This window comes from Dolichospermum sp. UHCC 0315A (genome assembly GCF_008121535.1).
Classification (GTDB): Bacteria; Cyanobacteriota; Cyanobacteriia; order Cyanobacteriales; family Nostocaceae; genus Dolichospermum; species Dolichospermum lemmermannii.
This window is the reverse complement of record NZ_CP043056.1, coordinates 2,152,215-2,174,075: the sequence shown is the minus strand read 5'-3', so window position 1 is coordinate 2,174,075 and position 21,861 is coordinate 2,152,215. Positions and strand designations below refer to the sequence as shown.

18 protein-coding genes and 2 pseudogenes are annotated in these 21,861 nt (G+C 38.4%); 9 read left to right on the top strand and 11 right to left on the bottom strand.

Annotated features, from left to right (window positions below; translation table 11 throughout):
• Positions 1-96: 96 nt before the first annotated feature.
• From rodA to BMF77_RS10610, 6 genes are all read right to left on the bottom strand, one after another.
• A complete protein-coding gene (gene rodA, locus BMF77_RS10635; RefSeq protein ID WP_148762707.1) occupies positions 97-1,410 on the bottom strand; it encodes a rod shape-determining protein RodA in 1,314 nt (437 codons plus the stop codon).
• Positions 1,411-1,735: 325 nt separating this feature from the next.
• Positions 1,736-2,806, bottom strand: coding sequence for an Mrp/NBP35 family ATP-binding protein (locus BMF77_RS10625; RefSeq protein ID WP_148762705.1), 1,071 nt, complete (start codon positions 2,804-2,806; stop codon positions 1,736-1,738).
• Positions 2,807-3,023: 217 nt separating this feature from the next.
• A complete protein-coding gene (locus BMF77_RS10620) occupies positions 3,024-3,605 on the bottom strand; it encodes a CPBP family intramembrane glutamic endopeptidase (RefSeq protein ID WP_148762703.1) in 582 nt (193 codons plus the stop codon).
• A 49-nt stretch (positions 3,606-3,654) separates the two neighbouring features.
• Positions 3,655-4,695 (bottom strand): DUF3326 domain-containing protein, encoded by a 1,041-nt coding sequence (locus BMF77_RS10615; RefSeq protein WP_148766904.1) that lies wholly within the window; start codon positions 4,693-4,695, stop codon positions 3,655-3,657.
• Positions 4,696-4,756: 61 nt separating this feature from the next.
• Entirely contained in the window at positions 4,757-4,927 is a 171-nt protein-coding gene (locus BMF77_RS26650) for a hypothetical protein (RefSeq protein WP_168204426.1), read from the bottom strand.
• A gap of 182 nt (positions 4,928-5,109) precedes the next feature.
• Positions 5,110-5,427, bottom strand: coding sequence for a 2Fe-2S iron-sulfur cluster-binding protein (locus tag BMF77_RS10610; RefSeq protein ID WP_041458113.1), 318 nt, complete (start codon positions 5,425-5,427; stop codon positions 5,110-5,112).
• Positions 5,428-5,527: 100 nt separating this feature from the next.
• On the opposite strand from BMF77_RS10610, the pseudogene BMF77_RS28625 reads away from it, so the two are divergent.
• A pseudogene (locus BMF77_RS28625) lies at positions 5,528-5,713 on the top strand (hypothetical protein); the annotation flags it as partial.
• A 220-nt stretch (positions 5,714-5,933) separates the two neighbouring features.
• Here the strand turns inward: BMF77_RS28625 and BMF77_RS10605 are convergent.
• Both BMF77_RS10605 and BMF77_RS10595 read right to left on the bottom strand, forming a co-directional pair.
• Positions 5,934-6,668 (bottom strand): GDYXXLXY domain-containing protein, encoded by a 735-nt coding sequence (locus BMF77_RS10605; protein ID WP_148762700.1) that lies wholly within the window; start codon positions 6,666-6,668, stop codon positions 5,934-5,936.
• A gap of 1,077 nt (positions 6,669-7,745) precedes the next feature.
• Positions 7,746-9,197: pseudogene (locus BMF77_RS10595) on the bottom strand (DUF2157 domain-containing protein); the annotation flags it as partial.
• Between the two features lie 232 nt (positions 9,198-9,429).
• On the opposite strand from BMF77_RS10595, the gene BMF77_RS10590 reads away from it, so the two are divergent.
• The 3 genes from BMF77_RS10590 to BMF77_RS10580 all read left to right on the top strand — a co-directional run bounded on the left by BMF77_RS10590 (position 9,430) and on the right by BMF77_RS10580 (position 13,373).
• The gene (locus tag BMF77_RS10590) at positions 9,430-10,383 is read left to right on the top strand and encodes an RsmB/NOP family class I SAM-dependent RNA methyltransferase (protein ID WP_148762698.1); all 954 of its coding nucleotides are present in this window, start codon (positions 9,430-9,432) and stop codon (positions 10,381-10,383) included.
• A 417-nt stretch (positions 10,384-10,800) separates the two neighbouring features.
• Positions 10,801-13,041: a pre-peptidase C-terminal domain-containing protein gene (locus tag BMF77_RS10585; protein ID WP_148762696.1), complete on the top strand. Its 2,241-nt coding sequence runs from the start codon at positions 10,801-10,803 to the stop codon at positions 13,039-13,041.
• Positions 13,042-13,127: 86 nt separating this feature from the next.
• Complete coding sequence (locus tag BMF77_RS10580) at positions 13,128-13,373, top strand: hypothetical protein (RefSeq protein ID WP_210422332.1); 246 nt, start codon at positions 13,128-13,130, stop codon at positions 13,371-13,373.
• A gap of 109 nt (positions 13,374-13,482) precedes the next feature.
• On the opposite strand, the gene BMF77_RS10575 is transcribed toward BMF77_RS10580, so the two are convergent.
• From BMF77_RS10575 to BMF77_RS10565, 3 genes are all read right to left on the bottom strand, one after another.
• Positions 13,483-13,659, bottom strand: a complete 177-nt coding sequence (locus BMF77_RS10575) for a hypothetical protein (protein ID WP_015081192.1) — start codon at positions 13,657-13,659, stop codon at positions 13,483-13,485.
• Positions 13,660-13,718: 59 nt separating this feature from the next.
• Positions 13,719-13,976, bottom strand: a complete 258-nt coding sequence (locus BMF77_RS10570) for a hypothetical protein (protein ID WP_148762694.1) — start codon at positions 13,974-13,976, stop codon at positions 13,719-13,721.
• Between the two features lie 126 nt (positions 13,977-14,102).
• Positions 14,103-16,733, bottom strand: a complete 2,631-nt coding sequence (locus BMF77_RS10565; protein WP_148762692.1) for an EAL domain-containing protein — start codon at positions 16,731-16,733, stop codon at positions 14,103-14,105.
• Between the two features lie 142 nt (positions 16,734-16,875).
• On the opposite strand from BMF77_RS10565, the gene BMF77_RS10560 reads away from it, so the two are divergent.
• From BMF77_RS10560 to BMF77_RS10535, 5 genes are all read left to right on the top strand, one after another.
• Positions 16,876-17,871, top strand: a complete 996-nt coding sequence (locus tag BMF77_RS10560) for an ABC transporter ATP-binding protein (RefSeq protein WP_148762690.1) — start codon at positions 16,876-16,878, stop codon at positions 17,869-17,871.
• The gene (locus tag BMF77_RS10555; protein ID WP_148762688.1) at positions 17,872-18,684 is read left to right on the top strand and encodes an ABC transporter permease; all 813 of its coding nucleotides are present in this window, start codon (positions 17,872-17,874) and stop codon (positions 18,682-18,684) included.
• Between the two features lie 174 nt (positions 18,685-18,858).
• Positions 18,859-20,529 carry a Gldg family protein gene (locus tag BMF77_RS10545; RefSeq protein ID WP_148762684.1) on the top strand — a complete coding sequence of 557 codons (1,671 nt, stop codon included), beginning with the start codon at positions 18,859-18,861 and terminating at the stop codon, positions 20,527-20,529.
• Positions 20,526-21,197, top strand: a complete 672-nt coding sequence (locus BMF77_RS10540; protein ID WP_148762683.1) for an aminotransferase class IV — start codon at positions 20,526-20,528, stop codon at positions 21,195-21,197. Before BMF77_RS10545 ends, BMF77_RS10540 begins: the two co-directional genes overlap by 4 nt.
• Positions 21,198-21,225: 28 nt before the next feature.
• On the top strand, positions 21,226-21,834 hold the full coding sequence (locus BMF77_RS10535) for a DUF4340 domain-containing protein (RefSeq protein ID WP_148762681.1): 609 nt from the start codon (positions 21,226-21,228) through the stop codon (positions 21,832-21,834).
• Positions 21,835-21,861: the final 27 nt, after the last annotated feature.

Sequence of the window (21,861 nt, the reverse complement as noted above, 5' to 3'; positions counted from 1 at the left end):
CCTTATTGGTTTCTTATTTCTAGCTTAATTGGTAATTGGTAATTGGTGATTGGTAATTCTATTCTTTCTCCCGCTTCTTGAACTCCTGACTCCTCTTTAATAATACTTTTGGCGTTGACGATAATTAGCTACAGATTCTACTATACCGATGGCAATAAAGTTAGTCAGCATCGCCGAACGTCCATAACTCATCCAAGGTAAGGGAATTCCCGCCACAGGTGCTAAACCAACTGTCATACCAACATTCACAATTAGTTGAAACACAATCATAGACAAAACACCAATAGCCAAAAGTGAACCAAAGTTATCTTTGGCGGTTTGAGCTACATGAAGTAAACGGAAGCAAATTAAGCAAAAGACCGATAGTAAAACTAAACAACCCACAAGACCAAATTCTTCAGCAACAGCCGAGAAAATAAAATCTGTGTGCTGTTCCGGAACAAAATTCAGTTGAGTCATGGGACCTTTAAACAAACCCCAGCCCCAAACTTCACCAGCGCCAATAGCAATGCGAGATTGAATCAGGTGATAACCAGCGCCAAGAGGATCATGCTCAGGGTTGATAAATACACTAAGCCGATTTTTTTGATACTCTTTTAATACATGATTCCAGGCAAAAAGGCCTAATTCGCCACCGAGCATATTTAGACAGAATGAAGCAATAGCAGCAATACCAAACCGCTTCCAAGGCAGACTAAACCAACCAACTACCCCCATAGATACTGCCCATACTAAACCTAATATGCTTAATGATATGTCTTTAGATAACATTATGGGCGTTGATAATGGCCAAGATATACTAAATAATATTGCTGCCATTACCGGGGAAACCATGAGTATTAACCAGCCGGGGTTGGCATTTGCCCAGTACAACATTCCTAAAAATATTGCCCCGAATACCAGCGATGTTGCCAAGTCTGGTTGTAAAAATACCAATGCCCAAGGTACAACCGTAATTGCCAAGACACGGAAAACCCTCTCTAGAGTAGAAGCAGTTCGCCTATGTAACAAAGCTGCTAAGGTAATAATTAATCCTAATTTGGCAAATTCTGAGGGTTGAACATTAAAACCCGCAATACTAATCCAACGCTGTGCGCCTTTGGCACTAGTACCAGCGAGCATGACAGCGATTAAACTAAAGTTGGTCAGCCCATAGATAAACCAATGCCACTCCATGAGGATTTCATAGCGGCAACGAGCTAAAAATAAGGCGATTATTGTCCCAATAGCGGCTGTCAACCAGTGCCACCACCAGTCAGTTACAGGTTGCTTCAGTTCTGTACTCAGAATCATTAGCCCCCCGAACATACTAACAGCAACGGGGAGAAAAAATAGTAGCCCATCTATTTGTTGCCAGGGCTGAAGCCAAGATTGCCAACGCATTTTAGGGAACGAAGGTTTTAATAACATTGTGTGAGGAGAAAATTTGGCAGGGGAGTAGGGCAGTAGGGCAGTAGGGTAGTAGGGCAGTAGGGTAGTAGGGCAGTAGGGCAGTAGGGGAGTAGGGCAGTAGGGTAGTAGGGGAGTAGGGCAGTAGGGCAGTAGGGGAGTAGGGGAGTAGGGGAGTAGGGGAGTAGGGGCAGGGAGAGAAATTTTCTTCTTTCTTCTTTCTTCTTTCTTCTTTCTTTCTTCTTCTAAACTCCTGACTCCTGACTCCTGACTCGGTGACTCCTGACTCCTGACTCGGTGACTCCTGACTCCTGACTCGGTGACTCCTGACTCCTGACTCCTGATCTTATGTCAAAGCATTAACTGATACTTTACCTGCGACAGTGAGAGCGATCGCTGTTAGGGCTTTGGCTGCGGCTGAGTTGGGTTCACCAATTACTATCGGCACACCAGTATCACCGCCAATCCGGGTAGAAATTTCTAATGGTACACATCCTAACAGAGGAACTCCCAATTCTGCGGCTGTTTTGGAACCACCACCAGAACCAAAAATGTCATATTGCTTATCTGGTTGATCTGGGGGAATAAAATAGCTCATATTTTCCACAATTCCCAAAACTGGGACATTTAACTGCTGGAACATCCGCAACCCCTTTCGGGAGTCCAACAAAGCTACAGTTTGTGGTGTGGTGACAATGACTACTCCTGCCATTGGGACAGCTTGGGTTAAAGTTAATTGAGCATCTCCAGTCCCAGGGGGCATATCCACAATTAAATAGTCCAGTTCTCCCCATTCGACTTGATAGAGAAACTGACGAATCACACCATTCAGCATGGGACCGCGCCAAATTACTGGCTGATCTCGATCAATCAAAAAACCCATTGAAACCAGCTTGACACCATGATTAAAAGCCGGTTCGAGGATGTCTCCTGCTTCTGTAGAACGGACATTAATTTCGGAATCACTCAAACCCAACATTGTGGGATCATTTGGTCCATAAATATCTGCATCTAATAAACCGACCTTTGCCCCACTTTGCGCTAAAGCCACGGCAATATTTACAGCCACTGTACTTTTACCAACGCCACCTTTACCGCTAGAAACAGCAATAATATTTTTCACCCCAGGTACGCCATTCCGGTCTGGTAAGCTTTTTTGCTGGGGTGTTTCCGCTGTTACTTCTATAATTACATCTGTGACATCAGGCAGCTTTTTTACAGCTTTTTTACAGTCTTCAACAATAAATTCCCGTAAAGGACAAGCGGGAGTGGTTAACACCAAAGTGAAACTAACCTTGCCACCGTCAATCTTGACGTTGCGAATCATATTCAGTTCTACCAGACTTTTGCGAAGTTCTGGATCTTCTACTGGTCGCAATACTTCCAGGACTGCGTGGGAATCTAGGACATCATACATAATGTGTTTACCGTTGCCGCTTACTATATAGCTTAAAAAATTTTCATTGACAGATACTAGAATCTTAACTTTATTGGGGCAGTTGTTGATTAGTCATTGGTCATTGCTAAAAGCTTGACAATCCTTAAAAATCAAAGCAGCTATCATGTAGAGATTTTTTATGGGATTGACTTGTTTGACAAAAATCTGGGGAGGAATTGGCTGCTACCAGCCATATCTAAAGTTTTTGGATTTTCCATAAATAGCTAGATAGCCAATTTGTCACAATATGAGCAACTATTGGTAATAACAAGTTGCCACTTAATAAGGCACTATAACCAAGGATTATACCAATAATAGTTGCCCAAATTACATAAGGCCATTGTTGGGGACCGCTAAGGTGCAAAACTCCAAAACAAAGACTTGATACGATCACAGCGGTATGATCTCCACCTAAAGCGGGTAGCATGACACCCCGAAATAATAATTCTTCACTTAAACCGGGAAGTAATCCTAACCAGATTAAATCTGGTAAAGCTAGAGGTTTAAGAACCATTTCTAGATAATAATCGGCGCTTTTGCGATAGGGAGGGGAAAGGCGATAAGCTAAACCACTTAATATGGTAATAATTACACCTAAACTAATTCCTAATAATAAATCTTGTTCGCGCCAGTGCCACTTAAAAAGGATGATATCGCCCCAACGTAACCATAATTTAGCAACTATCCAGAGAATAATTGCGGTTACACCCATTGCTACTAAGACTTGGGTGCGTGTTAAGTAGGGGATTTCTGGTTCTTGATTTTTTTGTTCAATCACAGGATTTTAGAAAAATAATTGGTAATTGGTAATTGGTGGTTAGTAATTGTTAATTGTTAATTGTTAATGAGGAAGGATTGATACCTGCTTTGTGAGCGACTAATACGCCTACTGCTTCCAAATATGAGTTTACCTGTAAGGTTGGAATTTTTAACATAGAAGCAGGAACTTGGATCAAAGTTTTATTTTCTGCGACTGTAATTATTTGACATTGTTTATGACTTAAACTCAATAAAGCACTATTTCCACAAGCGGTGGCGGGAATAATTAAAGCATCAACTTGATTTACCCAGATATCAGTGGACAAAGAATTGTGATTTTTTGTATTAATGATAAATTGCGGGGCGTTACTCAAACCAACTAAAACACAAGGTAAGAAAGTATAGCCTAGTTCTTCAGCCGCTGCACGAGGGGATAAATTGGGGGACGCAGGGGCAGGAGAAAGGGCGGGAGCATGGGCGCAAGGAATTTTAAAGGTACGAACTAATAAATGACTAATGACGGCTTCTGCACCGGCTAGAGGGTCTACTCCTTGACCTTGACGATAGTTTTGGACTGCGGTTTCGTCCATATCTTCCGGGAACCGGGCAACAACTGCGATCGCTTCGGCTTTTTCTGCTATAATTAATTTCTCGGCAGCCCGTAATAAACTATCAGGATTCCCAATTGTTCCCCAACTTGCACCTGATGAAGAAGTTCGTAATTCTACGTTTAGCGGTGCGTCAGTAATCACATGATTTGTAATATTTAATCCTAAGGTCGCTCTGGCTGCGTCGGCTACCTGCAAGTGTCGCAGCATTAATTCCGGTTCAATACCCTGGTCTAAAAGTAACCCGACTCTGTTACTACGAACAGGACGTAAGCCCCATTCTCCAGCCGCAAATTTATCTAAACCATATCCTTCGACATAGAAAGCGTTGGGAATATTCCAGTATAAACTTGCACCGTTCATGACATTGGGGTGAGTAATCAAGCGATCGCAGACCTGTGATATAACTCTAGCTACTGGTAAGGCATCACCAGCATAACCGCCAATCGCTGCCCCAATGCCGGTGGGTATAATTAAAATTACGGTGTATGGTTTTTGAATGGGTATCACAGGTTTTTGTTTCGCGCAAAGACGCTAAGGAGCAAAGACGCAAAGAAGAAATTTAAGCGGTAACTACTGCTTCTACTATTGCGGTTTGTTGTTCTTCGTCAATAGCAGTAATAGCCCAACGCAGGGGTTCACCTTGTTTTTGTAATTCCGCTGTAATGGCTTTTTCCAATTCTGTGGGGGTTTCTTGCAATTCGATTTCGGCGGTAATAAAGTGAGTTGTCATGATTCTAAATCCTTTGTATTTGTGATTTTGAGAATACAGAAACTTTTTAGGGATTGGTAATTATCAATTATTTACCTAGTACACAACGGCGTAAGTCAACTAACTATTAAAAATTCATGAAAAGCTTATACAATCTGCTTTTTTAATTTTTAATTGTTAATTTTTAATTCCGCCCTGCGGTACTACCCTTTCCCAAATTGTGCTTGATAAACGATGTCTTCTTTTTCTGTTTCAATTTTTAAATCAGAAAGAGGTTTAGCAACACAAAGTAGTGCATAGCCTTGTTTTTGCAAATCTGGACTTACACCCATACCATCTGCTTGCTCTACAGTTCCTTCTGTAACCAAAGCCGCACAAGTTGTACAAACACCAGCGCCGCAAGAAGTTGGTAGGTCTAAACCAGTAGCTGAGGCGGCGTTGAGAATAGTTTCATCTTCAGGAACTTGCAGAGTATATGTTGTACCTTGGTGGTTAATTTCTACGGTGTAAGTTTTGGACATATATAGCAGCAATTTTTGACAATAGACAAATATCTTATTCTACTTGATCATATATAGCAATCTTGTCTGATCTGAGAAAGTTTATCTTTTTTAATGACAGATAACTGATAAACGCGAACTTTCAGAACAGGATATTTGTACAAAATATATTTTACCTGCTTTGGTGCGTTCAGGGTGGGATATCACCAAGCAAGTCCGAGAACAGGTATATTTTACTGATGGTTGGATTTATGTTCAAGGGAATCAAACACGCCGGGGAAAGGCGAAAAAAGCCGATTATATTCTTTTGGACTAGATAACGCCAGGATTCTGGTTTAAGTGGCCTCGTTGAACCAGGAATCCCAGTGTCTTTAGACCGGGGAGTGTCAATTCACTCTTTCAATAAAAAGAGTGAAAATGTCAGAATCAGCATTTATGATTGTTGTTGGGTTGATAAAATTTGGGAATTTTTTCTATCATCCTGTAAATCCTTAAATCTTGTAAATCATGATTCTGACAGATTAATCCTATTGAAAACGATAATTGCGATAGCCACGTTCACCATTCGCATCTCTTATGGATAAACCCGTAGGAATAGCATTACCTTGAGGATCTACTTTTACCCTCACTAAAATTGGTTGTTGTCTACCATTTCTGTTTTCCTGAACTTGTGAAATATCTTCATTAATCTGTTGTCTTTGTTCTTCAGGAATGAAATAGTTTTCCAACCCATAATTAATTAAACCGTCTTGATAATTACCTTTTAAAGCTACCTGATTATTAGATAAATCAACAGGGCGATTACTACTTACTCGGATAGGTTTCCAAGATTGGAGTTCATTCCTATCAAAAGATTGTCGTTCTTGCAAAATTAGATATAAGGTACTTCCTTGGGAAATTTGTCTACCTCTGCGGGAATTTCTTCGCAACCAATTATTCCAACCTGGTAATCTTCTCAAAGTTTCGAGACGAGAAATATTATAATCCAAGTTCAATGAAGAACCCCGAACAACATCATTAGAATTTACAGGTACAGTTTGCAAAATTACCGTCTTACCAGTCATGTCTGTATACATGGCTTGAGAAGGTACAGCCAAAATTAAACCTACTTGAACCAATAAAGGGGCAATTAATCGCCAAATCGGTAAAGGTTTATTAGCTTTCTGTTCTGTAGCAATAAGATAATCCCGAAAAGTTAACTTTTCAGAAAATTGCATTTCTGGGGTTGAGGTTTTTTTTGATTCAGGGAAGTCATTTTTCATGGGATTAATTTAGTAATTGGTAATAGATAATCGGAAAAAATACTTTTCCCATTACTGCTAATTTTTAGATAGGAATTTATCCGCAGAGATTTATATAGGGCTTGCTGAAAAAGTCTTTTCGTGAGGGCTAGGAGTCAGGAGTCACCGAGTCAGGAGGAAGAATTAGAAGGAGAGAAGAATAGTCTCAAATTTCAGAAAATGATAGGTTTTTAATGGTTTCAATCCTTATTCCTTGCACCTAATTCACTTTTTTAACCGGGAAACTCTTAATCTATCTAGGTTTTCGGTTTATTCAGCAAGCCCTATATAGCAAGACTTCAGGAGTCACCGAGTCAGGAGAAAGAAAGTAAGAGTCAAAATCTAATTTTGTGCGAGTAATGTAGCAATATCCGGCAGAATATCCCCTATTAATTTGTTTTAACTGCTGAATTATTCTTGATGAATATGTCTTCATTCTGATTGAAAATTATCCCATTAATCACCCCTGTTATCACGTCTGTTGTCATCTCTATTATCTCCTCTACTACTTCTATAATCACTCCCACTATTGCTTCTTTTGTCACCTCTATTATCGCTATTGTCTCCTCTACTACTTCTATAATCACTCCAATCACTCCCACTATTGCTTCTTTTGTCACCTCTATTATCGCTATTGCCTCCACTACTACTTCTATAATCACTCCCACTATTGCTTCTTTTGTCACCTCTGTTATCGCTATTGTCTCCATTACTACTTTTATTCCCGCTATTTCCACTATTTCCGCTACCACCGCTATTCCCGCTACCACCACTATTTCCGCTACCACCGCTATTTCCACTATTCCCGCTACCACCACTATTTCCGCTACCACCGCTATTTCCACTATTCCCGCTATTTCCGCTATTCCCGCTACCACCGCTATTTCCACTATTTCCACTATTTCCACTATTTCCACTATTTCCACTATTTCCGCTACCACCACTATTTCCACTATTTCCACTATTTCCACTATTTCCACTATTTCCACTATTCCCGCTATTTCCACTATTTCCACTATTCCCGCTACCACCGCTATTTCCACTATTTCCACTATTCCCGCTATTACTAGTTTTAGAAGTAGTAAAACGACTTTCAAACCAAAGTCCGGCTGCAATGAGAGAATAACCGCAAATACCAAATACTAAAGCCCGGAAAAGAACCTCAGTATTATATTCTAAAACCCGGCTGATAATTTGCAAGGTAAATAATAACATACCACACCAAAAGGCGGTTCTTTTTCGTAATTTCAACCCTTCTTGAACTAATCCCCAGGCTAATATTGCCAACAAAATGTTGAAGATAAAAATGCCTAGTTCAGTAATTCTGGTGATAGCTTGATGCCAAAAAGGAGTAATCAGGATGAAACCCAAAAAAGTAGTAATAATGCCAATTCTGAAAAATACTTCCCGACGAAGTGGACTGTTGCTTTGACGAATTAGAAACAACCATTGCAATACTGCCAAACCGCTGAGAATTCCTAAATCAATAATGGGTAAAGATGGCAATACATTCGATAAATTACTAGTTTGATCGAAGGGATTTAAAAATGATAAACTGCTACTAGAGTCTACAGATTCCCATTGAGAACGAAAAGACAAAAGATAAAAAACTACCCCAAAACAAATCAAACCTAAATTACGTGCCAGGGGTTGAAACAATCTATAATTAACTGTGGGGAAAAGTAAATCATCATAACTCCAAAGTAAGGCAGGTGGCAAAGCCAAAGCAAAGGAAGCTATCCAAGAAGCTAGATCAGAAAATGTTAAGAGTGGTAAAGGTCTGAGGTTATATTGCAAAGATATAATAAATGCCACAACTCCCATGCCAAAAATCCACCGGGATCTGCAAATATAAGCTAAGGGAACAAACAGTAACCATGATAGTAAGGGCATATGGCGCACAGCTAACCGCGCCCAAGTCAGTTCCCCAGATTCAGTCCCCAAATTACCAATTCCTATCCAATAACCGATTTGAATGAGGACAATGGCCATAATTCCCAAGGAATTGAGGGAAAGACTATAAGCCATGACTAACACTCCAAACCCCCAAGCTAAAAATAACTCAGAAGCTGAACCGCTAATATTGAATATTTGCCCCATTAACATGAGGGTTGTCCCTAAAATAAAAGCACTGAGAATTAACAATGCTTCTCCGAGTACCCGTTTACCCTCTTGGGATTTTTTACCCTGATTTGTGGTAAGTGTAGGTTCTCGCCAAGTCAAAAACCCAGTAATGGCTGTGGAGAGAAATAAACTCATTAACAAGATAAACTTAACATCCCGTGACCAACCCTGCCAATTTGCGCCCACAAGGGTCATTAAACCTAAGCCTAATAGTAAACCGCCAATGACAATGGCAATGACACCAAAACTATCACGGGTAGATTCTTCTATCTTATTAAATTGATGCCGCTTGGCTATTTGGTCATACTGGGAAGAATTAATAATTCCTTCGTCTCGCCAACGTTGTGATTCTTGGCGGAGTTTTTGCTGAAAATTGTTAAATATCATGACCTCTCCGGTACATAAGTGGAATACCAAATCTAAAATCTTAATTTGGTATGAGTTTGACAAGCATTAAAACAAGGTTAGCTTCTAGGCAAAAGCCAGAAGCCATACCGGACGAACTTTGCAAACGCCATTTGAATATCGGTCAATGTCTTTTTAGTATGCAGCCAAATATATTGATTGCATTGTTCTCATGTAACAGTTTCTCTTCTGATTTAATTTGGTAGAAATTAATATGCAAAAACCTTCTAATTTATTGCTTAAAGTTACGCGACAGTTATTTGCAAATGTAGATGAACAAACAAAGTTTATTGATGCTTTAGTTCATCCTCAACCTTTTGCACCTTGTATTCTGTGGTGTCAAGATAAACCCGATATTTCGCCTTTTAATGTGCAAACACCAACACATTGGCAACCGCATTTTGTAGATAGGTTATCTTTGGGAGAAAAACCAGGTAAGCATTCTCTTCATGAACAAGGACATTTTTATTGTTTAGACTTTTCTTCGGTATTTTCTGCTTCGGTTTTGTTGGCAATTCCCGAATCAATATCTGTAGTTTTTGATATGTGTGCTGCCCCTGGTGGTAAAAGTGTGTTTGCTTGGAGGGCTTTAAAACCTGATTTATTAATTACTAATGAGGTGATTGGTAAGCGGTTGGGGATGTTAATTTCTAATTTAAAACGTTGTCAAATTAAACCTAGTCGAGTAGTAAATAGAGATTCGAGTATTTTTGCAGAATTATTGCCAGCTTCGAGTAATTTGGTGATAGTTGATGCCCCTTGTACTGGGCAATCTTTACTAGCTAAAAATGAGAAAGCACCGGGATGTTTTCACGCGACTTCAATTAATAAAAGTGCCAATCGCCAAAAACGGATTATTGCTAATTCTGCCCAAGTTGTCGCCCCTCAAGGTTATTTGGCTTATATGACTTGTACTTATTCTGCTGAAGAAAATGAGCAGGTTTGTGAATGGTTTTTGGAACGGTTTCCGCATTTTCAAGCGGTGGAAGTTGAGCATTTATCTACTTTTCAATCTCGTTTAACTAGTATTCCTTGTTATCGGATGTTTCCGCAATATCGGTTGGGTGCAGGTGCTTTTACGGCGTTGTTTAAAAATACGGCGGAAGGTGATATGAACGGGGTTGATTTAGATTCTATGTCTGCTATGTGGAGGTATCAAAATATGTAATATTCTTGGATGCTATCCGAATAAAGCCCACCTGCGTGTGATTGACATTTTATTTCTCACGCAGAAGCACGAATAAGTATTAAGATTTACAAATTAAAATCAGTCGTCATCAGGTAAATCAAGGCTTTTACGTCATTTTTGCGTAATTATCGCACAATTTAGTATAATTTTTTTAATAAAATAGTATTTTTTACTGTAGTCAAGTTAACATAAATCATTTTAGATTTATGTAATGAAAGTGACAGTTTAGGCAAAATATCCGCCACAAAAGCAGTAGTTTGTCCTAGATTCTCAGTGATACTAATATTTCACTCTTTAAGTACATCCAAGATGAGCATTGCTGACCACAAGCTGGATACAGTCTGCATTGCCCACCCTACGTAATCAAGATTTTCATAAATTATTTAGGAGCGCATTATGTTTGATAGTTCTGAAAAGTCTTTTGATTCCTCTTTATCAGGATTGGGCAATTCCTCAACTTACCTGGATAAAGATCCTTTAAGTTCTAGTCTAACAGAACTTGGTTCACAGCAACTTCCATCAGTAAATGCACCTGTTGATTATGCTGGAAATACCAGAGCTACAGCCCGTGCTGTTGGGACATTAACAGCAACTCAAACTTTTAGTGATTGGGTAGGAAGTGCTGATACTAACGATTACTATAGTTTTAATGTCACAACACCAAGTAACTTTAGTTTGAGTTTAACAGGCTTGAGTGCCGATGCGGATGTTAAGTTACTCAATAGTTCGGGTACTGTAATTTCCAGTTCTACTGCTGGTGATACTACCTCTGAATCCATTACTACTCAGTTGAGTGGAGGTATTTATTATGCGCGGGTATATCGGTTTAGTGGTGATACTAACTATAGTTTATCGTTAAATACTACTGCTACACCTGTTGATAATACCCTAGCTACAGCCCGTGCTGTTGGGACATTAACAGGTACTCAAAGTTTTAGTGATTGGGTAGGAACTGGTGATATTGACGATTACTATAGTTTCAATGTGGGAACACCAAGTAACTTTAGTTTGAGTTTAACAGGCTTGAGTGCCGATGCGGATGTTAAGTTACTCGATAGTTCTGGTGGTGTAATTTCCAGTTCTACTGCTAGTGGTAATACTTCTGAATCGATTACTCGTCAGTTGAGTGCAGGTACTTATTATGCGCGGGTATATCAATGTCGTGGTGATACTAACTATAGTTTATCGTTAACTGCTACTGTTACACCTGTTGATAATGCCCTAGATACAGCCCGTGCTGTTGGGACATTAACAGGTACTCAAAGTTTTAGTGATTGGGTAGGAAGTGCTGATACTAACGATTACTATAGTTTCAATGTGGGAACACAAAGTAACTTTAGTTTGAGTTTAACAGGCTTGAGTGCCGATGCGGATGTTCAGTTACTCGATAGTTCGGGTGGTGTAATTTCTCGTTCTACTGCTAGTGGTAATACTTCTGAATCGATTACTCGTCAGTTGAGTGCAGGTACTTATTATGCGCGGGTATATCAGTTTAGTGGTGACACTAACTACAGTTTGTCGTTAAATGCCACTGCTGTTGCACCAACTCCCACACCGACTCCAACTCCCACACCAACACCGATTCCGACAGATTGGTATAGTCAAAATCTACTAGATGCTCAAATTATCACTTTAACCAGTTCCTTAGCTGCTGATGGTAATTTGAGTCGCAATGACATGATTTCCATTTTCCGTGATGCTAAAGATGGTAGTGTAATTGATGCCAATGAGTTAACTGACTTACGGACTCTTGTTAGTAACTCTACCCTCTTCACTATGGCTGATTCTGTGAAGGTCCTATCTAATAAGATTGCCAATAGTGACGTTGCTAACACTCGTTCTACTATTGGTAACTTGTTTGCCGGTAGTAGTGATACCCAAATGGAAAATCTGATTGGTAAGTGGTTCTTAGGTACTGCTCGCCCAGTCGCATCAGGTACCTATAGTTATGTTAGTGGTTCTCTGTTCCAAAATGGACTTAGTGCTGATGACGTTTACCAAGGACAGGTGGGAGACTGTTATTATGTAGCAACTTTGGCTTCTATTGCCCAGGAAAAACCTAATTACATTCAGAATATGTTTACGGACAATGGTGATAATACCTTCACTGTACGTTTTTATAACAATGGTGTAGCTGATTATGTCACAGTAGATCGTTACTTGCCAACTTATTCATCAGGTAATGCTGTTTATGCTGGTTGGGGAGGAGGTTCTTATACTTCCACTAGCAATGAACTTTGGGTAGCTTTAGCAGAAAAAGCCTATGCCCAATTAGCTGAATCTGGTTGGAGTCGTTCTAGCACTTCTACTAACTCCTATGCAGCTATTTCAGGGGGTTGGATGGATACAGTAATTCGTCAGGTAGCGGGATTAGGCACTTCATCATTTGAAGCCGTTAATATGAATCAAACTCAACTGATTAATTTGGTTAATTCTAATCAAATTTTAACAGTTGGGTTTGTTTATGCTGCTGGTAATACATTAGGGGTTGTTAATGGTCATGCTTATACCATTACTGCCTATAATGCCACTAATCAAACTTTCCACTTACGGAATCCTTGGGGTTCTACCCATGCTGATGTCACATGGAGTCAATTAGTCTCTTTGAGAGGTATTATTGAGTGGTCTAATACCTAGACATTATTGGCAGCAGTACGAATATTAATTATTTGTACTGCTGTTTATTGATGTAATCATGATTTCAATAATATCAGGTGATGGGGATGAAACCATTATTATTGTTGTTTAGTTTATTAAGTTTTGATAGTATGGTGGATTGTTGTCATTATTTACCTAGAGATTTTCACGGTCAACCATCGTCACACTTACAGTCAAAGGCTGTTAATAAGAAAGTTATGATTAAGGTTTCTTTACTGTCTCAAGAAAATAAATTACCACCTTTAGGTATTCCTCCCCAACCTAACCGCGATATTGGTTTTGCGACTGTATTTGTCAGCTTAGAAAATTAGCAAAAACCTATCACTTGACCAGATTCAAAACTATTCTTCTCTTCTTCTAATTGTTCCTCCTGACTCCTGACTCCTGACTCCTGACTCCTAGCCGTCACAGATAACTTTTTCAGCAAACCCTACTTAATAAGCTAATTGTAATTATCCCAAAGTCAAAATACCAACTTGAAAATTCACCACCAAAGGCAAAAATTCCAACCACCTTTTTACGAAGAAATTGCCAATATAGTCCTTCTAAATCTTGTTTATTAATTGCTAGAAAACCTGTAAAGCCAGTATCTAACATCGTCCTTTTATTATTAGCGGGCAAGATGCCCGCACTACAAGAAATTTTGGGATATTTTTTTAATTGGAAGTCTTTAAAGAAATTAGGGTTGAATTTGCTGCTGATTCCAACTTAGGTATTTCCTGGGGTACTTCCACCGGGTTGATTGTAGAAATATTGCTGAGGTTATAACCAAAAATCTGATCATAGTTAGAGGCAACAGCTAAAAATGCCCCACCTAAAATATATATTGGTAATGGGACAGAAAAACCTTGTAACCACTTAAAAAACTCTGCGAATGCAAACAGAACAAAAAAGCATACAAACCAAACTCTCATGATTTCATCTGTTCCTGACTAAGTTATCTTTTCACTTATTTTAGTAGGCACGGGGTAGGCACGGGGGCGCTACCCCTACATTAAATCCAAATCTTTTATATAATTAATTTTGCCTGCCACCTATAACTATTTATTTTCATTTTTCAAAGCTTCTGTAGCTTGTTCAACTGACAGTGGACGATATAATAGGTATCCTTGGACTTCATCACAGTGAATCGAGCGTAAAAATTCTAATTCTGCGGGATGTTCTACACCTTCAGCGATTAATCTCAATCCTAAAGATTGTCCTAGGGTAACTATCGCTTGGATAATATGAGCAACTTTTGGATCTGTAGTTAGTTCTCTGATAAAAGATTGATCAATTTTTAAGTTATGGAATGGTAAGACTTTTAAGCGATTTAGGGAAGAATAGCCTGTACCAAAGTCATCAATGGACAAAAGTAACCCCATTTCTGCTAAATTTTGGAGTGCAACTGTCGTGAAATTGATATCAGCTATCGCTGTAGTTTCCGTAATTTCTAATTCTAAAAATTCTGGTTTTAGTTGAGTTTCTGTTAAAATATCAGTTAATATTTCTACTAACTTAGGTTGGCGAAATTGCCCAGGAGAAAGATTAACGGCAATTGTAATTGGTTGATATCCCGCATCTTGCCAAGCTTTATTTTGTATACAAGCCTGACGTAATGCCCATTCACCAATAGAGATAATTAAACCGCTTTTTTCCGCTAGAGGAATAAAAACAGCGGGAGAAATTACACCCATTTCTGGGTGATTCCAACGCAATAAAGCCTCCATGCCTGTAATTTTACCCGTGGTAATATTAACACGAGGCTGATAGTAAAGCATCAATTCTTTGCGTTTCATGGCATGGCGTAAATTTTTTTCTAACTTCAATAATTCGGGATTTTTTTGACTGAGAGATTCTTTATAAAATTGGTAATTATTTCTGCCTTCATTTTTAGCATAATATAACGCCGCGTCTGCGTGTTGAATGAGGGTTTCGGCATCAGGACTATCTTTACCCAATAGGGCTATGCCAATACTAGAACTAATATAAAGTTCATGTCCGTTAATATAAAAAGCATCTTCTAAAGTCTGGAGAATATTTTTAGCTATTTGGATAATGGGTGGAATTTCAGTTACTCGTGGTAAGAAAATAGTGAATTCATCACCACCCCAACGAGCCACAACATCTTCAATTCTAATTGTGTCTCTGATTCTTTGGGCGACAATTTTTAATAAATTATCTCCGACTGTATGCCCCAAAGTATCATTGATAATTTTAAAGCGATCCAGATCCAGGAACATCACGGCAATACTTTCTTCTTGCTGAATTATTTTTTGGATGCCTTGGTTGAGGATATCGTTGAATCGTAACCGATTAGGCAGTCCAGTCAGTAAGTCGTGCATGGCCTGATAGCGGATCTTTTCCTCTATTTGCTGACGTTGACGAGCGCCACTAATACTTGCGGCCATTGTGATCAGGCTAGATTCTTCATGTTTTGACCAATAACGCTCTGATTTGCATTCAACTAAACCCAAACAGCCCCAGAACTGTGTTTCTAATCTTAGCGGTACAAATAGAAGGGATTTAATATGATCTCCCATGAGCAGTTTTTGTTCCTCCGGGGAAAATATTTGGGTAAAGTCGCTAATAGTCTCACCTTGAAAAAGTTTGCTATACCACCGTTCTAATCCAGGGGTTTGATAAGACTGATTTTGCCAATGGGAGTGGGAAGTTTCTGCACCAGATTTAATCCATTCACACTGCATACTAATGGACATTTCTCCGCTCACTGGATGGGGATGAGTTTGGAATAGATAGACTCGTTCTACATTGGTAGCTTCTCCTAATGCTGCCAGTGCTTTTTCGATAGCTAGATCATAGTTCATTTCTGCTAATAAATAATTTGCCGCTTCCGCTACTCCTTGTAATAGGCGATCGCGTTGTTTTAGTTCTAGTTCAGCTTGTTTTTGCTCAGTAATTTCTCTGATAATAAAAGTTCTAATTAAATCACTTTCGGGTAAGTAATGAACAGACTGTTCAAAAATTTGGTTACCAACTGTTACTTCCCGGACAAAGGAATTTTGCGCTTGATTCTTAACTGCTGTTAATAATTGGGTCAAAATTGGGTGTTCCTGACCTATCTGCCTTAAGTTCGGAAATTTGGCCGCTGCTGCCGGATTTAGATATGTTACTCTTCCTGCTAAATCCATTTCAATAATAGCATTAGGAATAAGTTCAGGAAAAGAAGCTAGGCGGGCTAAAGCTGTCTCACTATCAGCTCCAAAATTAATATTTTCTATAATAGCTTTACTAACGTGAGAAACAGAATTTACCTTGCCAGAAAGGAAATTAGACAAGTCACCAGTTCCACAAGATTCAGAAAATATTTGCTCCGAAAGATTAGTAATTACATAGTATTTAGCTTGAGTGTGACTATCAAATGCAATAACATCTCCATTTTGAAGATTATGATGAAGACATTTATGGCCATTTACAAATAAACCGTTAGTGCTTTTTTTCCCTTGGAAGTTACCATCAATAATCCTAAACCCATATTGATCAGTATTGGGGATTGTTACCCTTAATAAAATCGCGTGTTGTCTGGATACAGACGGAGAATAAAGAACAATAGCATTTCTTAAATCCCTTCCTAGAGAGTATGTTGCTTCTAGCAAGGGAAGAGTGCGCTGCCCTTTTGGATCTTGGACAACTAATAAATGGCGAATTTTTTCCGTCTCATTCCCTTCCATGGGTTTTCCTTACAGTCCTATGTATTTGAATAATTTACGTAAAAATTTTTCTATATTCTGAATTATTACAAAAAAAGGGAACAACGAACAGGGAACAGAAGCTAAGATTATGTGGGTATTCTCATGATTGGTGATTGGGCAAATGATTGAAGTTGAGCATCTGAGTAAAATTTACGGTTCGACAACGGCAATTACGGATGTTACCTTTAGCGTAGAACCGGGGGAAATTTTGGGGTTTTTGGGTCCTAATGGGGCTGGTAAAACCACAACTATGCGAATTTTAGCCGGTTATTTACCTGCCACTAGTGGGACAGTGAAGATTGCGGGTTATGATGTCCATGATCATTCTCTGTTGGTGCGGCAGCGAATTGGTTATTTACCGGAAACGCCGCCATTATATCCAGAGATGACGGTGGAAGGGTTTTTACACTTTGTTGCTCGGATTAAGGGAGTTTCTTCAGGCGATCGCCCGACAAAAGTAACAGCAGCCATTAAGCGCTGTAACTTAGAAGATAAGCGCAAAGTCATTATTCGCAAACTCTCTAAAGGCTATCGGCAAAGAGTGGGGATTGCCCAAGCGATCGTTCATGATCCCCCAGCAATTATTCTTGATGAACCTACTGTTGGTCTTGATCCCCGGCAAATTATCGAAGTGCGGAACTTAATTAAAAGTTTAGCAGGAACACACACTATAATTTTATCTACTCATATTCTACCAGAAGTGAGTATGACCTGTAACCGAGTTGCCATTATTAATCGGGGGAAAATAGTTGCAACTAATACCCCAGAAAATTTAATGACACAGTTAACAGTTGGGGCAGGATATGAGTTAGAAATCGGTGGAGAAGCAGCTTTAGCTAAACAAATGCTGCAAAATATATCCGGTGTAAGTTTAGTAGAATTAATGCCTAACCATCAGCAATTATCAGAAAATCATACTTGCTTACGGGTCATATTACAGCCAGGAATAGAACCAGGAAAAGAAATTACGGCGGCTTTAATTCGGGCTGGATTTGATTTATATGAAATGCGGCGAATAAATGCCACACTAGAAGATGTTTTCTTAGAACTAACTACAGCAGAAAAGCATTTACCACCAGAGATAACTTCAGAAATTGAAGAAGGAGAAACTGCATAAATGGGTATAGTCATCGCCAATATTATTGCCATTTATCGTCGAGAACTACAGAGTTATTTTGTTTCCCCATTAGCCTATGGAATAGCTAGTGCATTTTGGTTTTTAGCTGGTTTATTTTTCGTGATGATTTTGTTAGGACCAGAAGGGATTTTAGTCACAGTTTCTAGCTATGATTTCCAAGGGCAACAAATGGGAGTTCCCGCCCCAACAATAGATGTTCCCTATGAATTTGTGCGGGCATTTTTAGATAGAATGGGATGGTTAATGTTATTTGTATTGCCTATTCTCTCAATGGGACTCTATGCTGAAGAACGCAAACGAGGAACTTTGGAACTATTAGCCACATCACCAATTACCAATTGGGCTGTGGCTGTGGGTAAATTATTAGGGGTATTAACATTTTTCTTGACAATGATTTTACCCTTAATAGGATTGGAAGCGATCGCTTTATCTAGTTCCAATCCACCCATATCACCCATAATTCCCTTACTTGGTCATTTAGGATTACTCTTACTAGCAGCAGCGATTTTGTCTTTAGGAATGTTTATTTCCTCATTAACAGACAGTACAATTTTATCGGCTGTTCTTACCTTTGCCGTCGTGATTTTGCTGTTATTCATTGATTTAATTGCCAAAGCCATTCCTGGACCAATTGGTGAAGCGGTGAGTCATCTATCTCTGCTTAAACATTACAACACGCTGATTCAAGGAATTTTTGATACTAGCGGCTTGATTTTATTTGCCAGTTACATTATTTTAGGTATTTTTCTCACTGCCCAATCAATTGATGCACTTCGTTTTCAACGTCAGTAGTCAGTAGTCAGTAGTCAGTTGTCAGTTGTCAGTTGTCAGTTGTCATTGGGAAAATTCTTTCTCCCCTCTACTTCCCCTACTCCCCCTACTCCCCCTACTCCCCCTACTTCCCCTACTTCCCCCACTTCCCCCACTTCCCCCACTTCCCCCACTTCCCCTATTCCCCGTTCCCTAATGAATAAAAATAAACTTTGGAAACTTGTATTTTGGCTCGGACCATTCTTTTTAGCTGCTGGGTTAACCATTGGTTTAATATCAGAAAAATGGGGGATAATCCCTTTATTATTAACAATACTAGGCCTAGTAATTTGTAGCCTATGGATAATAATACAAAGTCAACAAAGTAAATGGTGGCAAAAACGTTCTACCCAATCTGGTACTAATGCTTTAGTCGCTACCTTATCAGTATTAGTTATCTTGGGATTAATTAATTTTTTAGGTATTCGCTATCATTTGCGGCTAGATTTAACAGATAGTCAATTATTTACTCTATCCCCTCAATCAAGGGAATTAGTGAGTAATTTACCCCAAACAATGAAAGTTTGGTTATTCAGTAAAGAACAAAATCTTCAAGATCGAGAATTATTAGATAACTATCATCGTCAAAGTAATAAATTTAAATTTGAGTATCTTGATCCTCAATTAAAGCCAGGAATAGCAGAAAAATTTGGTGTTAAAGATTATGGTGAAGTTTATCTTGAATTTCAAAACAAACGGCAATTAGTCCAGATAATTAATGAAAATGAACGGTTGTCAGAAATAAAATTAACTACTCGTTTACAACAAATTACCAGTTCTACAACTGCTAAAGTTTACTTTCTTCAAGGTCATGGTGAACATCCACTTACAGCTAGTAAAGGAGCAATTTCCCAAGCAATTCAAGGATTAACCGATAAAAACTTGACAACATCAGCTTTGAATTTAGCAGAACAGCCACAAGTTCCTGATGATGCTACTGTTATAGTTGTCGCTGGACCAAAGAAAGAATTATTGACAGGGGAAGTCATAGCTTTACAAAATTATCTTAATCGTGGTGGTAACTTATTATTGATGATTGATCCTAATACCAACCCGAAAATAGACACTATTTTAAAAGATTGGGGTGTGCGTTTAGATAATCGTTTGGCCATTGACACTTCTGGGGCAAATTTGCAACTAGGACCCGCTGCTATCTTAGTAACAGAATATGGACAACATCCTATTACTAAAGATTTTGGGAAAAATATTTCTGTATATCCCTTAACTCGTCCTTTGGAAATTGATCCTGTTCCTGGTATCGAGTCTATGGCTTTATTGAAAACCAAACCCTACCCTAGCAGTTGGGCAGAAAGTGATCAGAAAAGTGAAAAATTAGAATTTAATGAAGGTCAAGACTTAAAAGGACCTTTAACTTTAGGAGTAGCATTAACTAGAAAGTTATCAAATCCAATTCCCACAACTTTACCAAGTCCAATTCCCACAACTTTACCAAATCCAATTTCCACAACTTCACCAAGTCCAATTCCCACAAATTCACCAAGTCCAATTTCCACAAATTCACCAAGTCCAATTTCCACAAATTCTCAACCTACTGCGAAAGAGTCAAGATTAGTAGTATTTGGAAACTCAAATTTTGCCGCTGATGGTTTATTTGAACAACAATTAAATGGAGATGTATTCTTAAACTCAGTTAGTTGGCTAAGTCAACAAGATCAACAACTTCTTTCAATTCGTCCTAAAGAACCAAAAAATCGCCGGATTGTTATATCAACTCTTCAGGCTAACTTATTAAGAATAGCTGCCCTGTTTTTATTACCTTTAATTGGTTTAGGAACAGGTTTTGTGATTTGGTGGAAACGCCGATGAAAAATCAATTAGTAATTCATGATGGTTTCTCATTAAATCAATCAGATTTTTCACTTTTAGAAACAATATTATGGCAAGCTCATGATGGTTATTTTGTCTTAGATTATCATTTACAACGCTTGAAAAATTCAGCAATTTACTTTGATTTTAGTGTTGATATAAATAGCCTAAAAACTCAACTTAATAAATTAGCAGAATCATTTTTAAATCAAGCTTATAAAGTGCGATTACTGTTAAATTCTGATGGTGAGATTACATATCAAACTATGTCTTTATCTCCTGTGAAAAATCAAGAACTAGTCAAATTAGGTATGTGTTGCACACCTGTTGACTCTACTAATATATTTTTGTATCATAAAACGACTAATCGCCAAGTTTATGAAATAGCAAAAGCCGCTTTTCCTGATTGTGATGATGTTTTATTGTGGAATGAAAGAGGTGAAATTACAGAAACCTCTATTGGTAATATTGTGGTGGAGTTAAATGGAGAATTGCTGACACCTCCGGTAAAATGTGGTTTGTTAGCCGGAACTTTTCGCGCTAATTTACTTGACAAAGGTAAAATTAGAGAAGAAATTATGACAATGGAAACGTTAAAATATAGCAATCGCATCTATATAATTAACTCAGTGAAAAAATGGCGAGAAGCAGTTTTAATTTCTCACTAATTAGGTAATTTATTAATTAATATTCAATATGAAATTTCCAAAAACAACTTTGATTTTAATACTTTTAGCCCTGGGTTTGGGTGGTTTTGTCTACTTTCATGAAATCAAAGGAAAAAATCAGCAAGCAGAAATAAAAATCCAAAACCAGAAAATTTTCGCTTTTACCGCTGATGATGTCCAATCTTTAACAATTAAAATTAAGGAGACAACATTACAACTAGAAAGAAGAAATACATCTGAAAAACCCCAATGGGAAATCAAATCTCCCATATCAGCACTAGCAAATGATGCAATTGTTTCTTACTTAATGGATTTATTAGTTAACGGTAAAAGTGAAAGAACAGTATTAATTTCATCCGCTGAATTATCAGAATTTGCTTTAGATAAACCTGTAGCAACTATTGATATTAAACTAAAAAATCAACAAAGCCATCAATTGATTTTAGGTAAAGGTGATTTTAATAATCAATTTTTATATGCTCAAGCTGATAGTAACAAAAATATGAACTTATTGTTAGTGTCTAAAGATTTTGTAAATGCAGTCAATCGAGACATATCTGAATGGAAACAACCAGCAGAAAAGATTGATATACAACCATTACCTAATCTTCCTTCCCCAACTCCTACAAATAAATAATGTATAATCTCGTTCCCATACAGAGTA

Coding starts and splice junctions, on each gene's coding strand:
- BMF77_RS10590 (WP_148762698.1), top strand. CDS start 9,430: ATGCAAAAACCTTCTAATTTATTGCTTAAAGTTACGCGACAGTTATTT.
- BMF77_RS10535 (WP_148762681.1), top strand. CDS start 21,226: ATGAAATTTCCAAAAACAACTTTGATTTTAATACTTTTAGCCCTGGGT.
- BMF77_RS10555 (WP_148762688.1), top strand. CDS start 17,872: ATGGGTATAGTCATCGCCAATATTATTGCCATTTATCGTCGAGAACTA.
- BMF77_RS10545 (WP_148762684.1), top strand. CDS start 18,859: ATGAATAAAAATAAACTTTGGAAACTTGTATTTTGGCTCGGACCATTC.
- BMF77_RS10540 (WP_148762683.1), top strand. CDS start 20,526: ATGAAAAATCAATTAGTAATTCATGATGGTTTCTCATTAAATCAATCA.
- BMF77_RS10565 (WP_148762692.1), bottom strand. CDS start 16,733: ATGGAAGGGAATGAGACGGAAAAAATTCGCCATTTATTAGTTGTCCAA.
- BMF77_RS10560 (WP_148762690.1), top strand. CDS start 16,876: ATGATTGAAGTTGAGCATCTGAGTAAAATTTACGGTTCGACAACGGCA.
- BMF77_RS10605 (WP_148762700.1), bottom strand. CDS start 6,668: ATGAAAAATGACTTCCCTGAATCAAAAAAAACCTCAACCCCAGAAATG.
- BMF77_RS26650 (WP_168204426.1), bottom strand. CDS start 4,927: ATGACAACTCACTTTATTACCGCCGAAATCGAATTGCAAGAAACCCCC.
- BMF77_RS10585 (WP_148762696.1), top strand. CDS start 10,801: ATGTTTGATAGTTCTGAAAAGTCTTTTGATTCCTCTTTATCAGGATTG.
- BMF77_RS10580 (WP_210422332.1), top strand. CDS start 13,128: ATGAAACCATTATTATTGTTGTTTAGTTTATTAAGTTTTGATAGTATG.
- BMF77_RS10575 (WP_015081192.1), bottom strand. CDS start 13,659: ATGTTAGATACTGGCTTTACAGGTTTTCTAGCAATTAATAAACAAGAT.
- BMF77_RS10570 (WP_148762694.1), bottom strand. CDS start 13,976: ATGAGAGTTTGGTTTGTATGCTTTTTTGTTCTGTTTGCATTCGCAGAG.
- BMF77_RS10610 (WP_041458113.1), bottom strand. CDS start 5,427: ATGTCCAAAACTTACACCGTAGAAATTAACCACCAAGGTACAACATAT.
- BMF77_RS10625 (WP_148762705.1), bottom strand. CDS start 2,806: ATGTATGATGTCCTAGATTCCCACGCAGTCCTGGAAGTATTGCGACCA.
- rodA (WP_148762707.1), bottom strand. CDS start 1,410: ATGTTATTAAAACCTTCGTTCCCTAAAATGCGTTGGCAATCTTGGCTT.